Annotated in this window: 13 protein-coding genes; 6 read left to right on the top strand and 7 right to left on the bottom strand. The window is 35.9% G+C overall.

Going from position 1 to position 15,420, the window contains the following annotated elements; translation table 11 throughout:
• The first annotated feature begins 5 nt into the window (after nucleotides 1–5).
• From PFY09_RS04130 to PFY09_RS04115, 4 genes are all read left to right on the top strand, one after another.
• Complete coding sequence (locus PFY09_RS04130; protein ID WP_271161504.1) at nucleotides 6–617, top strand: DapH/DapD/GlmU-related protein; 612 nt, start codon at nucleotides 6–8, stop codon at nucleotides 615–617.
• 81 nt (nucleotides 618–698) lie between these two features.
• Entirely contained in the window at nucleotides 699–1,100 is a 402-nt protein-coding gene (locus PFY09_RS04125; protein ID WP_271161503.1) for a (R)-mandelonitrile lyase, read from the top strand.
• A gap of 176 nt (nucleotides 1,101–1,276) precedes the next feature.
• Nucleotides 1,277–1,453 (top strand): histone H1, encoded by a 177-nt coding sequence (locus PFY09_RS04120; protein ID WP_076394683.1) that lies wholly within the window; start codon nucleotides 1,277–1,279, stop codon nucleotides 1,451–1,453.
• 242 nt (nucleotides 1,454–1,695) lie between these two features.
• Nucleotides 1,696–3,264 (top strand): M20/M25/M40 family metallo-hydrolase, encoded by a 1,569-nt coding sequence (locus PFY09_RS04115; RefSeq protein ID WP_271161502.1) that lies wholly within the window; start codon nucleotides 1,696–1,698, stop codon nucleotides 3,262–3,264.
• A 169-nt stretch (nucleotides 3,265–3,433) separates the two neighbouring features.
• Here PFY09_RS04115 and PFY09_RS04110 read toward each other — a convergent pair whose 3' ends face one another.
• The 7 genes from PFY09_RS04110 to PFY09_RS04080 form a co-directional block, all read right to left on the bottom strand.
• On the bottom strand, nucleotides 3,434–4,180 hold the full coding sequence (locus PFY09_RS04110) for a hypothetical protein (protein WP_271161501.1): 747 nt from the start codon (nucleotides 4,178–4,180) through the stop codon (nucleotides 3,434–3,436).
• Nucleotides 4,181–4,268: 88 nt separating this feature from the next.
• Nucleotides 4,269–4,937 carry an ion channel gene (locus PFY09_RS04105; protein ID WP_271161500.1) on the bottom strand — a complete coding sequence of 223 codons (669 nt, stop codon included), beginning with the start codon at nucleotides 4,935–4,937 and terminating at the stop codon, nucleotides 4,269–4,271.
• A gap of 6 nt (nucleotides 4,938–4,943) precedes the next feature.
• Nucleotides 4,944–5,375: a nuclear transport factor 2-like protein gene (locus PFY09_RS04100; RefSeq protein WP_256038696.1), complete on the bottom strand. Its 432-nt coding sequence runs from the start codon at nucleotides 5,373–5,375 to the stop codon at nucleotides 4,944–4,946.
• Entirely contained in the window at nucleotides 5,376–5,726 is a 351-nt protein-coding gene (locus PFY09_RS04095) for a DoxX family protein (protein ID WP_271161499.1), read from the bottom strand.
• 74 nt (nucleotides 5,727–5,800) lie between these two features.
• Nucleotides 5,801–6,571 (bottom strand): SDR family oxidoreductase, encoded by a 771-nt coding sequence (locus PFY09_RS04090; protein WP_271161498.1) that lies wholly within the window; start codon nucleotides 6,569–6,571, stop codon nucleotides 5,801–5,803.
• 45 nt (nucleotides 6,572–6,616) lie between these two features.
• Nucleotides 6,617–7,015 (bottom strand): helix-turn-helix domain-containing protein, encoded by a 399-nt coding sequence (locus PFY09_RS04085; protein ID WP_271161497.1) that lies wholly within the window; start codon nucleotides 7,013–7,015, stop codon nucleotides 6,617–6,619.
• A 66-nt stretch (nucleotides 7,016–7,081) separates the two neighbouring features.
• Nucleotides 7,082–9,205: a Tex family protein gene (locus PFY09_RS04080; RefSeq protein WP_271161496.1), complete on the bottom strand. Its 2,124-nt coding sequence runs from the start codon at nucleotides 9,203–9,205 to the stop codon at nucleotides 7,082–7,084.
• 608 nt (nucleotides 9,206–9,813) lie between these two features.
• Here PFY09_RS04080 and PFY09_RS04075 point away from each other — a divergent pair.
• Together PFY09_RS04075 and cas9 are read left to right on the top strand one after the other, a co-directional pair.
• Nucleotides 9,814–10,491 carry a YceI family protein gene (locus PFY09_RS04075; RefSeq protein ID WP_185204795.1) on the top strand — a complete coding sequence of 226 codons (678 nt, stop codon included), beginning with the start codon at nucleotides 9,814–9,816 and terminating at the stop codon, nucleotides 10,489–10,491.
• Between the two features lie 579 nt (nucleotides 10,492–11,070).
• Nucleotides 11,071–15,420, top strand: coding sequence for a type II CRISPR RNA-guided endonuclease Cas9 (gene cas9 / locus PFY09_RS04070; protein ID WP_271161495.1), 4,350 nt, complete (start codon nucleotides 11,071–11,073; stop codon nucleotides 15,418–15,420).

Below are 15,420 nucleotides of genomic sequence, written 5' to 3'. Positions count from 1 at the left end.
CGCCGATGAAAAAGCGGATCTTATGTTTAACTTTAAAACAATCAGACTTGAATTATAAAGAAAATATTTTCAGCAGATTACAGAATGGCGAAACGGTTTTGCCGGATGATCCTGAAATGCCTCATCTGATAGAAGCATTTTACGAAATCAAAAATAAGCTCAATCAGTTGAACAATTCTTCCGATCCGCATGAGATATCAGAACTGTTAAGTGAAATTACAGAAAAGAAACTTGAAAATGTAACGGTTTTCACGCCTCTTTACCTCAATTACGGAAAAGGGATTACCATCGGCAAAAATGTGTTCATCAATTTCGACTGTACATTTCTTTCTTTGGGAGGAATCACAATAGAAGATGATGTCCTGATCGGTCCGAAAGTCAGCCTGATCACAGAAAATCATCCTCTGGAACCTCAACACAGAAAAGGTCTTACGGGGAAATCTATCGTCATTAAAAAGAATGCATGGATAGGAGCCAATGTAACAATTCTGCCCGGCGTTACCGTTGGAGAAAATGCAGTCGTTGCTGCAGGAGCGGTAGTTTCCAAAGATGTTCCGGAAAATACAATTGTTGGAGGAATTCCTGCAAAAATTATTAAAACGATTGATTCCGTTTAAGTTTTTATTACCATGAAAAAAGCATCATTTATCATTCTGGCTCTTATATTGTCAGGATGTCAATATCATAAAAAAGAAACAATGAATACAGCAGATCTATTTAAAAAAGGAGAGCCGCTTCCGGCAGAATGGTTTACCGGAAAAGCTTTTCTTACTTCCTTGGTTTCAAAAGATAAAAACAATAATTTTTCCGCAGGAAGTGTTACTTTCGAACCTGAAGCCAGAACAAACTGGCATACGCATCCCAAAGGACAGGTTTTACTGGTTATTGACGGAGAAGGTCTTTATCAGGAAAAAGGAAAAACCGCTCAGGTTATTAAGAAAGGAGACGTAATTAATATTCCTGAAAATACAGAACACTGGCATGGAGCAGGTTTCAAAACTTCCATGACGCATATTGCGATCACCAATTATGAAGGTGATGAGCAGGTTACGTGGCTGAAAGCGGTGACAGATGAAGAATATTCAGGCGCCATTCAGTAAGAATTTTTAAATGCAGCAGAATTGTTTTTCGATTCCTCCGGATCGGCTTGTTTTACGGCAATCTGAAGCATTTTGCCGGAAAATTGAAATTATTTGTGAATTCTTGGAAATTTTTTCTTCACTATTAGGCTGGAATCACCATAAAAGCTATATTTGCAGCCTAAATTTTAAAAATAATGAAAGAACTAATTGAAAAAATCAACGCAGAATTTGAAGCTTTCACAACTGAAGCAAACCAACAAGCAGAAAAAGGAAACAAAGCAGCTGGAACAAGAGCTCGTAAAGCAGCTTTGGAACTAAGCAAGCTTTTCAAGGAATTCAGAAAAGTTTCTGTTGAAGAATCAAAAAAATAGTTGTTCCCAAAACCGGCTTTTCAGTCGGTTTTTTTATTTGAATTTTTACAAAGAAATTTACTTTTTTAAATCATCACTCTTATGTAGTCTTGACTTGTGGATTGTAAACTGTAAATCAAAAGCGAATCTCATTCACCCTTGACTTTTTCACCATTCACCAGCAACAATTCACCATCACCAAACCCTTTCCGCGTTTTCCCATTTCCGCGAATCTCTTTATCTTTAGGGCTACAATGATTAATATGAAGATAAACAGATTTCTTGCATTGCCTGTTATGATGGTGATGACACAATTTTCTCTGGCTCAGAATGCCGTTTCTCAGGAAAAACTTAATCCCGTAATTCAGAATTTCGTGAATGAAGTAAACAATAATTCCCAGCTTGAAACGATGGCGTATGAACTTTTGGACGGAATCGGTCCTCGACTGATCGGAACTCCGGAAATGCTTGCAGCCAATGAATGGACGGCAAATAAATTGAAATCATGGGATATTGAAGCCAGTCTGCAACAGTTTGGAACATGGAAAGGATGGCAAAGAGGAATTACCCATGTGGATATGACGTTTCCTCGTATGAAAAGTTTATCGGCAACCCAGTTAGCATGGAGTCCGGCAACGAAAAAAGCGGTGGAAGCAGAAGTTGTTATTCTCCCGAAAGTCTCTTCCAAAACTGAATTTGATCAATGGATGTCTTCCGTGAAGGGAAAAGTTGTTTTGATGGCACAATACCAGAAAATCGGACGCTCCGACGATCAGATTAAAGAATTTGCCACGCCTGAACTGTATGAAAAGCTTAAAAAAGAGAAAGAACAAGCTTCAAAAGAGTATCAGAATTATATAAAAAGCATTGGCTATAATAACGAAACGCTTCCCGAAGCTCTTGAAAAAGCAGGAGCGGCAGGAATTGCGATTTCCAACTGGACAGGAATTATGGGAGCCAACAGAATTTTTGAGGCAAAAACGAAGAATATTCCCATGTTCGATATTGAGCTTGAAGATTATGGAATGTTGTACAGAATGGCGGAAAACGGCGCAAAACCTAAGATCAGGATCGAGGTAAAATCAAAAATCCTTCCCGAAGCAAAATCGTTCAACACCATCGGAATGATTAAAGGAAAAGAAAAACCTGATGAATACGTTATTCTTTCTGCGCATCTGGATTCGTGGGACGGCGCGCAAGGCGCTACAGACAACGGAACGGGAGTTTTAACCATGCTTGAAGCGATGAGAATTCTTAAGAAATATTATCCTGATAACAAAAGGACGATTATTGTCGGGCTTTGGGGAAGTGAAGAGCAGGGACTGAACGGATCGAGAAGTTTTGTAGCAGATCATCCGGAGATTGTAAAGGGAGTTCAGGCGGTTTTCAATCAGGACAACGGGACGGGTAGAGTAGTGAACATCGGCGGACAGGGTTTTGTACATGCTTACGATTATCTTGGGAAATGGCTGAATGCGGTTCCTAAAAATATTAAAAGCCAGATTAAAACAGATTTTCCGGGAACTCCGGGTGGAGGAGGTTCCGATCATGCTTCTTTCGTGGCAGCGGGAGTTCCGTCATTCGGATTGGGTTCTTTAAACTGGGGATATTTTGGCTACACATGGCATACGACAAAAGATACGTACGACAAAATCATTTTTGATGAGGTGAAAAGCAATGTGATTCTAACGGCAACTTTAGCGTATATGGCTTCAGAAGACCCCGAATTTTCGAACCGGGAAAAAAGAGCAATGCCTCTGGACGATAAAGGACAGATTACTAAATGGCCGGAAGTGAGAAAAGCGGTAAGGGATTTTAAGGATTACAAATAATTTTGAGGATTTTAAATTAGCAATAGAAGCGGGGCTGAAGTAAAAACTTCAGCCCCGCTTTTGGTCATCATATCTTGTTGAATACCGTTTTCTTTTCAGATCAAAAAGACCGATTTTTATTGCATTTCAATTGAAAAAGACGTTCGATTTTGATCGCAACTTTCTGTTTTTATGGCGTCAGATAGTCAATTTTGTTTTGTCTTGTGTTTGTACTCAGGTCTATCACATCAAAACGTCTGACCTCTGTAAAAGAACCCATATCACTGTCGCTGTTAATTAGGATTGCTCCAACAAGAATCACGTATTTACAGTTATAATTTGTTTTGTCTACCAATTCATTGATGCGTTGGTCAATGGCTTCGTAAATTACTTCCGTTGCTTCAAACAAAGGCGTTTCAGCATGGAGAACCCTTTCTTTTTTATTGAAAAGAATTTGTTCAATTGTATTCATCTGATAATCCAGCTCGGTGATGTTGCCTGCGATAATCTGGTCATTAATAAGTTTTCCTAATGCTCCCTTTGCAGCCCCGCAGCAGCCACTGTTTTTGCTTTGCCCCAAACGGTGGATTTCGCCAATTGTTCCGTCTTTGGTGATGCCAATGTGAGGACCATAATAAATAAAAACAGCCCCGTCATCCGGAACATGGCTTGCAAACGCGCCCATACCCGTAAGTCCTGTAAACGGAAATCCGTCTAAACCACCCATTTTAAAAGGTCCTAAAAATTCATGTGTTCTTGAAGGATATTGGATGCTGTTTACATCATCACTGCAAATGCTGTCGGCAAGCATTACCTGTCTGGGTTCTAAATCCAAATCACCTTCAACAAAATCGATGATTTTGTTGACGTTGTCGATGGTAGTCATGGCTTTTGGATACCATTTGTGAATAATGTCTAATTTTTCTCTTTTCTTCATTTTAGTTATTTTAAAGTATCATATTATTTTTTAGTTGTAAGGCAGGTCGCCAATCTGTTTTTCACGGCATTGATATACATAAAAGATTTCAATTTTTACTGCTGAATTTACTGATAAGAATACCGACCAAAACCACTGAGTAAAACTGTCCTGCAATACCAAAAAAAGAAGTAATCAGTTTTGTGTTGTAGGCGTTTGGAGTTATATCGCCAAAGCCAATACTGGTAAGGATAATGGAACTGAAATAAACCAGATCAATATACGTTTTTGCCGGACTTGAAAAATCAATTCCTTTAAAGCATGAAGGATCTTGATAAATGAAGAATTGGAACAAAAAAGTGCTGATTTCTATCAGTAAAAAGTAACCGCAGCCCGAAGCTGAAATAATATCTGTATTGATATAACTGGGTTTGACTAAATATTTAAGCACCTCCAAAAAAATAAAAAGAAAGAAAACAACATAACCGATATTTAAAAAAATAAAATAGTAATGATTGTTTCCCAAAAAGGTTAAACCTATCGGCAATGCTACAACAAGAAGGAAAAGTACTTTTTGTAAAATATTTTTCCAGCGTCCTTTTTCTATAAAAACGCCAACACTTGCCATGCCCAGAATCAGCATGTTTACAGGCCAGATTACTTTTGTGTAAAAAGCCAGATCGCTTAAAAAAATGGCTATGAAAAGATGTTGAATTAATGCAAAAAGCAATAATTCATATTTTTTCTTTTGTAAAAAGGGCTTTATGTTTTTAATCATTTTCAATTAATTGGCTTGTCCGATATCCAGACGATTTATTTTTCCTTCGGCATTGATGTGAAATTTAAAATAGGTTTTAAAATTGCCCCAGCTTTCGGTGTGGAAATTTCCCGTAATGTCTTTTCCTTCGTTTTCCACTTTTTCAATACTTGTAAATTTTTCGTGTCCGCAGGCATCTTTTACAAACTTTTGAAAGTCTCTCGGATTGCCATCGTCAAAAAGTTGTGCATCTGTTGCAAAAAATGATAAAAATGTTTTACTGTCACCATTTTGCCATGCTTCAAAAGCATTTTTTACCGTTTCGTTGGTAAGTTTTTGGGTATCCATTATTGTATTTTTTTGAGTTGTCTGAATGGCTGTTTTTTGTGTAGCAGATTGTCCACAAGCAGTAAGACCGGTTACTGAAAGGGTAATGCATAAGAGTTTAAAGATGGTCATTTACGCTTTGTTGAGGGGATGCTGGAAATAAAGAATCACTAAATTCAGCAACAGAAAAGGGATTTCTATGGATGCCCCTTTCAAATCTTTGCTTACTAATTGCAGACAGATAATCATTAAAATTCCGGCTGCCATTAGAAAATTTCCCCAGACAAAGGTTTTCGGAAAAAGAATAAGAACGGCTGCCAGTATTGTAGTACCACCGTTTATCATCACCGCAGTTTTAGAGAAATTCCATTTGCCGAACATTTCCAGCATTTCCGGCTTACCGGAAAACATGGCGTACCCTTGCTTCACCCCCATACATACAGCAATGAGAATAAGGACTGAGTTTATTAGTTTTAAAATCATAATGTGTTTTTTTAATTAAAAAAATGGATCATCGAAATCAATCATCCATTTTAATTTTACGAATTTACTTAATTTTATCTTGTGGTGTATCCTCCGTTGGCAAAAATAGTTTGTCCCGTAATCCACCATCCGTCTGTTACCAGAAAAGTAACTAAAGGAACAATATCTTCGGGATCGGTTAATCCTGTTTTGCTAAAACTGCTTAACGCCGCTGCAGATTTATTGTAAGCCGCGGAATCTGCAGTTTCCTGACCATAAAAAAACGGTGTTTCCATCGGACCCGGACCTACGGCAGTAACAGAAATCCCTCTTGAACCAAATTCTTTTGAAGCAGCACGGGTATAATGTTCTATGGGCGCTTTGCTTCCCGGATAGATGGCGTAATCGCTTGTATAAGCTGCCAGAAGAGAACTTACAATGGTACAGATTTTACCGTTATCGGATAGTTTTTTTCCGGCTTCCTGCATAAAAAAGAATGCCGCTTTAGCATTTACAGCAAAAATTTTATCATAATCTTCCTCGGTAACCTGTACAATAGGTTTTTTAATAACCATTCCTGTCGTGTTTACTGCAATATCTGCTTTTCCGTATTTTTCAATGGCTGCATCAAACAGTCTGGTGTTGTTCTCCACAACTGTTAAATCTCCCTGAAACATAAAAGCTTCACCGCCTGCTGCAATAATATCTGCTACCGTTTTCTCTGCATCTGCTCTGGTACTGTCACTATTGAAATGAACCACCACTTTAGCTCCTTTATCTGCAAAATCCAAAGAAATTAATCTTCCTAAATTTTTGGCACCGCCTCCTACTATTGCTACTTTTCCTTTTAAATCGTTTCTTGACATAATTTGTAAATTTTTAATTTTTTACAAATTTCGAGAAGATAAATTTTAAAAATATGGTGAACTTTTCGGAAGTTTATTCTCTTTTCTGAAATTTCCGGGTGTTTCGCCTGTCCATTTTTTAAAGAACTTGCCGAAGTTCGATGGATCGTAGGTTAGCTTCTTTGCAATTTCAGCAATCGATAACTCGGTATCTGTCAAAAGAAATTTTGCTTTATCTACAATTTTAAGATCGTAAAAATGACAGGGATGATGTCCGGTTTCCCGTTGCAGAGTGTCAGAAAGATGTGAGTGAGAAACATGCAGTAATTTTGCAATTTGGTTGAGCTCCAAGAAATCGCTAATCTTTCCGCTTATCACTTCTTCAATATGCTGGTCCAGAAAAGCGAAATATTCGGCAGTAATTTCTTTGCTTCGTTTTAAATTGTTTTGCTTCGAGTCTGTCATTACTTTTTTATCTTTCGATTTTTAGGATGTATGGGAATGGCTTTCTTTAATTTCCGATAAAAACATTTACAAAACCATACTCAGCTGAATTCTTTTTCTCGCTTCATCAATCTCCGTTACTCTTACCTGAACGTGCTGATGCAGTTTTACCACTTCGTTCACATCAGAAACGAAGCCGTCTTTTAACTGGGAAATATGAACCAATCCGCTTTCCTTGATTCCCAGATCTACAAAACAGCCAAAAGCGGTGATGTTATTGACGATTCCGGGCAGAATCATTCCTGTTTTTAAATCTTTGATGTTTTTTACATTCGGATCAAATTCAAAAATTTTAGCCGCTTTTCTTGGATCCAGTCCCGGTTTTTCAAGCTCTTTTAAAATGTCTTTGATTCCTAAAATTCCGATGTCTCCGGTGATGTAGTTTTCGGGTTTTACCAGTGCGATCTTTTCTTTATTGGCGATCAGCTCATTTGTTTTTATGCCTAAATCTTTTGCCATTTTTTCAACAATTCCGTAGGCTTCGGGATGTACGGCAGAATTATCCAGCGGATTTTTGGCATTATGAATTCTCACAAATGCGGCTGCCTGCTGAAACGCTTTTTCTCCCAGTCTCGGAACTTTTTTAAGTTGTTTCCTATCCTCAAAAGCTCCGTTTTCAGTACGGTAGTTCACAATGTTTTCTGCCATTTTTTCTCCGATTCCCGAAACATAGCTTAATAAAGATTTACTCGCTGTATTCAGATTGATTCCTACAGAATTTACACATTTCATCACTGTAGAATCGAGTTCGTTTTTTAATTGGGTCTGATCTACGTCATGCTGATATTGCCCGACTCCGATGGATTTCGGATCTATTTTTACCAGTTCCGCCAACGGATCCGCCAGTCTTCTTCCGATAGAAACCGATCCGCGAACCGTCACATCATAGCTTGGAAATTCTTCACGCGCAATTTTACTCGCAGAATACACCGAAGCTCCGGCTTCCGAAACAACGAAAACCTGTAAAGGTTTGTCGAATGCAATTTTTTTGATGAAAAACTCGGTTTCGCGGCTTGCGGTTCCGTTTCCGATGGAAATGGCTTCAATGTTATAGGCATTCACCATAGAACGGATTTTTTTCATTGCCATTCCGCTTTCATTTTGCGGAGCGTGCGGATAAATGGTCTCGTTGTGGAGCAGATCGCCTTTTTCGTCCAGACAGACTACTTTACAGCCGCTTCTGTAACCCGGATCGATTGCCAGAATTCGTTTTTCTCCCAAAGGCGGTGCGAGAAGAAGCTGCGTAAGGTTTTCAGAGAAAATTTCGATGGCTTTTTTATCGGCTTTTTCTTTCGCTTCCTGTAAGGTTTCATTGGAAATTGCGGGTTCCAGTAATCTTTTGTAGCTGTCCTTAATCGCCAGTGAAATCTGTTCCGATGCTTCGTTGTTGGATTTGATGATGGCTTTTTCAATAAATTCGATGGCTTCCTCTTTATCGATCCCGACATTGGTTTTTACAAAACCTTCAGATTCGGCTCTTAACATGGCTAAAAGACGGTGAGAAGGTATTCTGTTAAGGCTTTCTTCCCATTCGAAATACTGCGAGAATTTCTGGGCTTCTTCTTCGTCTTTTTTGGCTTTCATCACTTTTGAAGTAACCACCGCTTTTCGCTGAAATAATCGGCGCAGATTTTTTCTCACATACATATTTTCGTTGATCCATTCTGCCATGATGTCTCTTGCGCCCTGCAAAGCTTCTTCTTCGGAGGCAACCTGATCGTTTAGGTATTTTGAAGCCAAAAACTGTAAATCCTGAACTTTCTGGCTCATGATGATTTTTGCCAAAGGTTCCAGTCCTTTTTCTTTCGCGGCATCGGCTTTGGTTTTCTTTCTTTTTTTAAACGGCAGATAAAGATCTTCAATTTCCTGAATATCAAAACTTTCTTCAATTCTCTGTTTCAGCTCCGGCGTTAAAGCATTTTGTTCTTCGATCGATTTTAAGATCGATTCTTTTCTTTTTACAATTTCTTCAAACTGTTTACTGAGTTTCGAAATCTGCTCAATCTGTGTTTCGTCAAGATTTCCGGTTTTATCTTTTCGGTAACGGGAAATGAAAGGTATGGTGCAGTCTTCCGCCAATAGTTCTAAAGTGGCATTGATGCTTTTTTCGGATATGTTGAGGGATTGCTGTATGTATTGTGTTGTGTTCATTGTAAATTTTAAACGGCTAAAATAATCAAAATGTATTTTGTAAACACATTTTAAATTTAACCATACTGTTTACAAAAGGTTTACTGTCTTATTTAAATTTAATAAAGACAAAGAAAGACATTGTCTGTTTAAGATTTTAAGTTTGTGATGATTAAAATTCAAATAAAGGAAAAATTGATTGTAATAATATAAAATAAGATAAATATGCTTTGTTTGGAGATAAACTTTAAACTTTTTTACCACAAAAGATGCAAAAGATTTAAACACTTTAGTTGTTTAAGTTTAATACCTAAATGAAAAAAAGAGCACGTAAGTTAAAAAAAAATCAAAGATTTTTTCTCTTTGCAGACTTTTGAAATATTTTACATAAATCCTATAAAGTCTTTGTCTCTTTTGCGGTTAAATTTAAAATGAATTTAAACAAATTTGATACAAAGATTTTAATTGTACTATGTGTATTTAATAATTCTTATTTTAGCGGAAAGGTCAATAATGGAAACCCTGAAATTTGATTTCTTGATGTATGATAAGATAAAAGTGTGGGATGTTTTCTATTTTTGGTTTCGGAATTTAGAAATTCAGAATAAACTTTAAACAATTTAAATAATATGAAAAAACTAAGTGTTATTGCATTGGTTGCAGTAGGATTGCTTGCAGCGTCTTGTAACAAAGAAAAATCGGCTGAAAATGCAGCGACTTCTACTGAGCAGAAAGTAGCAGAAAGCAAAGGAGAAGTTTTGCCTGTAGATACGGTAGGTTCTGTGGTAAACTGGAAAGCATTCCACAAAGGGGGAATGGCTCCGCGTTGGGGAACTTTAATGGTAAAATCAGGAGATTTGAGCATTGAAAACGGAGGCGTAACGGCAGGAAACTTTGTAATCGATATGAACTCTATTAAAGTAGATCCGGCTTCTGTAACGGAAAAAGATAAAAAACCGGCAGATCTTGAAGCGCACCTTAAAAACCCTGATTTCTTCGACACAGCAAAAAATCCGACGGCTGATTTCAAAATTACAAGCGTAGCAGATCTTAAAGAAGCTCCAAAAGATGCGGTAGCAGGAGCTAACAAAACGGTAAGCGGAAACCTTACTTTATCCGGAAAAACAATGAATGTAACGTTTCCTGCAAAAGTGGATGTAACGGAAAATTCAGCGGCAATCCAGGCTAAATTCACTGTGAACAGAGCAGACTGGGGAATTAAATTCGGAACTTCCGAAGCCGATCCTGCAGAATGGATGATCAGCAAAGACATCGAAATCGCTGTAGACGTAAAAGCTAAAAAATAATATTGTTAGATATTTCAGACTTGTAAAGCTGCCTTTTTTGAGGCGGCTTTTTTTGTGTTTGGGATTTTGCATTTCCCTCCTGAAACAGAAGAAGGCGAGTTGCCCCGCCTTAAATGTTTTCACAACGGAATAATCCTTATTGTGAATTGCTTTTCAAAATTATTGATACAAATATAAAAGAAAAATTCTTTGAATGGTTTACGGAAAACCTCATTTTTAATAAATTTTTTCTTCCTATTTTTATCTATTATGAAAAACTAACATAGCTATAGAAGAATAAGTAGTTACAAAATAAAAAAAGGCTACTTTTATTAAGTAGCCTCAGTGAAAAGCAATTCACAACTAACTCCGCACAATATAAAACCTAATTGAGGTCTTTAGATCATGTTTAGTTAGTATTGTAATATTGATAATTGAAAATCCTCGGGAGATCTACAAGATAAGATTGGAGCCTTATCAAATTTAACTCGTCAGTTAAATTATTCTCAATATTGATACAAAACTAATAATAAATATTTATATTTGTGCGGAGTTAAGAAATATTTTTTTAAAATACAAATTAAACAGCTGATAATCAGAATGAAAAATATTTTAGGATTAGATTTAGGAACCAATTCTATTGGATGGGCTTTAATCAAGCAAGACTTTGAGAACAAGCAAGGTGAAATTCTTGGAATGGGAAGCAGGATTATTCCGATGTCACAGGATATTCTGGGCGATTTTGGAAAAGGAAATTCTGTCTCGCAAACTGCAGAACGTACAAAATACAGAAGCGTAAGAAGATTACGTGAACGTTTCTTATTGAGAAGAGAACGACTACACAGGGTTTTAAATCTTTTAAATTTTCTCCCACAACATTATGCTTCGCAAATTGATTTTGAAAAAAGGTTTGGAAAGTTTAAAGTGGAAACTGAACCCAAATTGGCTTGGAAAAAAATTGACGGACAGTTTTCATTTCTGTTTCAGACCTCTTTCAATGAAATGCTTGAAGATTTTAGGGTAAACGGACAGGATGTAAAAATTCCTTACGACTGGACAATTTATTATCTCAGAAAGAAAGCACTTTCCCAAAAAATTGAGAAGGAAGAATTGGCTTGGATTCTTTTAAACTTTAATCAGAAACGTGGATACTATCAATTACGTGGAGAGGATTTTGAAGAGGAAAAAGATAAAATATTTGTTCGATTAAAAGTTGAGAGGATTGTTGATTCAGGTGAAAATATTAAAGGAAAAATTTTATATGATGTTTATTTTGAAAATGGTTGGAAATATGACAAGCAAGTCGTTAAAACTGAAGATTGGGTTGATCGTACAAAAGAATTTATTGTAACTGAATCCATTTTAAAAAGTGGAGAAACTAAACGAACTTTCAAGGCTGTTGATTCTGAGAAAGATTGGATCGCAATAAAAACTAAAACCGAGCAGGAAATCGAGCAATCTCACAAAACCGTTGGAACCTACATTTACCAAGCACTTCTTGATAACCCCAAACAAAAAATAAAGGGAAAGTTGGTTCGTACAATCGAAAGAAAGTTTTATAAGACAGAACTTCAACAAATCCTTGAAAGGCAAAAGGAGTTTCATCAGGAATTACAAAGTGATGATTTATACAATGACTGCGTTCGTGAATTGTACCGAAACAACGAAGCGCATCAATTGACTTTGAGTAAAAAAGATTTTGTTCATCTTTTGATGGATGATCTTATTTTTTATCAAAGACCTTTGAGAAGCCAGAAATCATCTGTTTCCAACTGTACTTTGGAGTTTAGAAAGTACAAAGATGAAAATGGGGCAGAGCATACACAATATTTAAAAGCCATTCCAAAATCCAATCCGTATTATCAGGAATTCCGCCTTTGGCAATGGATCTACAATTTAAACATCTATAAAAAAGATGATGAAGTAAATGTTACTAAAGATTTTTTAAACATAACTAAAGATTTTGAAAATCTGTTTGAATTTTTAAATGCCAGAAAAGAAGTTGACCAAAAAGCATTACTAAAACATTTTAAGCTCAATGATAAAACGCATCGCTGGAATTTTGTAGAGGATAAAAAATATCCCTGCAACGAAACCAAAACGATGATTTCTTCTCGTTTGGAGAAAGTCGAAAATATTTTTGATGATTTCCTAACAAGGGAAATTGAGCAGAAAATTTGGCATATCATTTATTCTGTCAATGATAAAATAGAGTATGAAAAAGCCTTAAAATCTTTTGCGAGAAAGCATCATCTGGATGAGAGTTCTTTTTTCGAAGCTTTCAGAAAATTTCCTCCATTTAAAAGTGAATATGGTTCTTTTTCGGAAAAAGCAGTTAAGAAGCTGTTGCCTTTAATGCGATTGGGAAAATATTGGAATTATGCCGATATTGATAAATCTTCAAAAGAAAGGATTCAGAAAATTATCAGCGGCGAGTATGATGAAAATATAAAAGATAGGGTAAGAGAAAAATCGGTTCATCTTACCACTGAAAATGATTTTCAGGGTTTACAATTATGGTTGGCTCAATATATTGTGTATGGAAGGCATTCAGAAGCATCTATGGTTGGAAAATGGAATTCTGCTGATGATCTGGAAGAGTTTTTAAAAGAATTTAAGCAACATTCGCTTCGCAACCCAATCGTGGAACAGGTTATTACAGAAACGCTTCGTGTAGTAAAAGATATTTGGCTGAAATATGGAAACGGAGCAAAAGATTTCTTTAATGAAATTCATATTGAGTTGGGAAGAGAAATGAAACTTCCCGCTGATGATCGAAAAAAACTCACGAATCAAATTACTGAAAACGAAAATACAAATCTTCGTATTAAAGCTTTATTGGCTGAAATGATGAATGATAGTTCGGTAGAAAATGTCCGTCCGTTTTCGCCGATGCAACAGGAAATTCTGAAAATATATGAAGACGGCGTTTTAAATTCAGGTATTGAGATCGAAGATGAATATTTAAAAATAAGCAAAACCGCACAGCCTTCTCCATCCGATTTGAAAAGATACAAGCTTTGGCTGGAGCAGAAATATAAGTCGCCTTATACGGGGCAAATTATTCCATTAAATAAACTGTTTACACCGGAATATGAAATTGAACACATTATTCCGCAAAGCCGATATTTTGATGATAGTTTTAGTAATAAAATTATTTGTGAATCGGCTGTTAATAAATTAAAGGATAATTATATCGGGCTTGGATTTATTAAACAGTTCGGAGGGACGATTATTGAACTTGGTTTTGGTAAAAGCGTAAAAGTTTTTGAAATGGAAGAATACGAAGATTTCGTTAAAAAACATTATGCTAATAATCGAAGTAAAAGGAATAAGCTTTTATTAGAAGATATTCCTGAAAAAATGATTGAACGTCAAATCAATGACACACGTCATATCAGTAAATATATTTCGGGTGTGCTTTCCAATATTGTTAGAATTGATGATGAACAAGCGAAAAAAATAATTGAAGATGCCGAAATTTTAGCAAGAAAAGAAATTGATAAAGATAAAGCTGATGAAATCAGAAGAAAAGCAAAATCATTAGCAACTGATGATGGCATAAATTCTAAGAATATTGTTCCCGGAAATGGAAAAATTACAACTCAATTAAAACAAGATTGGGGATTGAATGATGTCTGGAATGATTTGATTTTACCACGTTTTGAAAGAATGAATCAATTGAGCAATTCAAAAGATTTTACTGCCTGGAATGAAAATCATCAGAAATATTTGCCAACTGTTCCAATCGAGTTTTCTAAAAGATTTTCAAAGAAAAGAATAGACCACCGTCATCATGCTTTGGATGCTTTGGTAATTGCCTGTGCTACAAAAGATCACGTGAATTTATTAAATAATCAATCGGCAAAATCGGATACCAAACGCTACGATTTGAAAAAGAAATTGATGAAGTTTGAAAAAGTTGTTTACCATCATACGCAAACAGGGGAAAAAATAGAAAGGGAAGTACCAAAACAATTTTTAAAACCTTGGGAAAACTTTACCGTTGATGCAAAGCATAATCTGGAGTCTACTATTGTAAGTTTTAAGCAAAATCTTCGTGTCATTAATAAAGCTACTAATTACTATGAAAAATATGTAGAGAAAGACGGAACAAAAAATAAGGGTAGAGTAGAACAGACCGGAACAAACTGGGCAATTAGAAAACCAATGCATAAGGATACAGTTTCCGGAAAAGTAGATTTACCTTGGGTAAAAGTACCAAAAGGAAAAATTTTAACAGCAACAAGAAAAAGTCTGGATACTTCATTTGATTTGAAATCAATAGGATCTATTACGGATACAGGAATTCAGAAAATTCTTAGAAATTATCTGGAGTTTAAAGGCAGTCCGGAACTTGCATTTTCTCCGGAAGGGATTGAAGATCTGAATGAAAATATTGAAAAGTATAATGATGGAAAACCTCATCAACCGATCAGCAAAGTAAGAGTTTTTGAATTGGGAAGTAAATTTCAGGTAGGACAAACCGGAAATAAAAAAGATAAATATGTAGAAGCTGCAAAAGGTACCAATCTGTTTTTTGCAGTGTACGAAGATAAAAACGGCAAGAGAAGTTATGAAACCATTCCTTTAAATGAAGTGATTGAAAGACAAAAACAAGGTTTATCTGTGGTTGATTTAAATGGGAGAAAAGATTTCTATTTATGCCCGAATGATTTGGTTTACATTCCTTCTGATGACGAATTAGAAAATATAAATAATATAGATTTTAAAAATATAGCAAAAGAGAAAAATGAAAGAATTTACAAAGTAGTAAGTTTTTCAGGAAGTCAAATTTTCTTTGTAAGGCAAGATATTGCTACTTCTATAGTTAATAAGGCGGAACTTTCAACCTTAAATAAAATGGAACGTGCAATGGACGGTTCTATGATTAAGGAAAATTGTGTAAAATTAAATGTCGACCGTCTAGGAAACATATCAAAAGCATAA

It is taken from the genome of Chryseobacterium gambrini (assembly GCF_027920505.1).
GTDB lineage: Bacteria > Bacteroidota > Bacteroidia > Flavobacteriales > Weeksellaceae > Chryseobacterium > Chryseobacterium gambrini.
The sequence above is the reverse complement of the archived record's forward strand: the minus strand, read 5'-3'. Positions and strand labels throughout refer to the sequence as shown.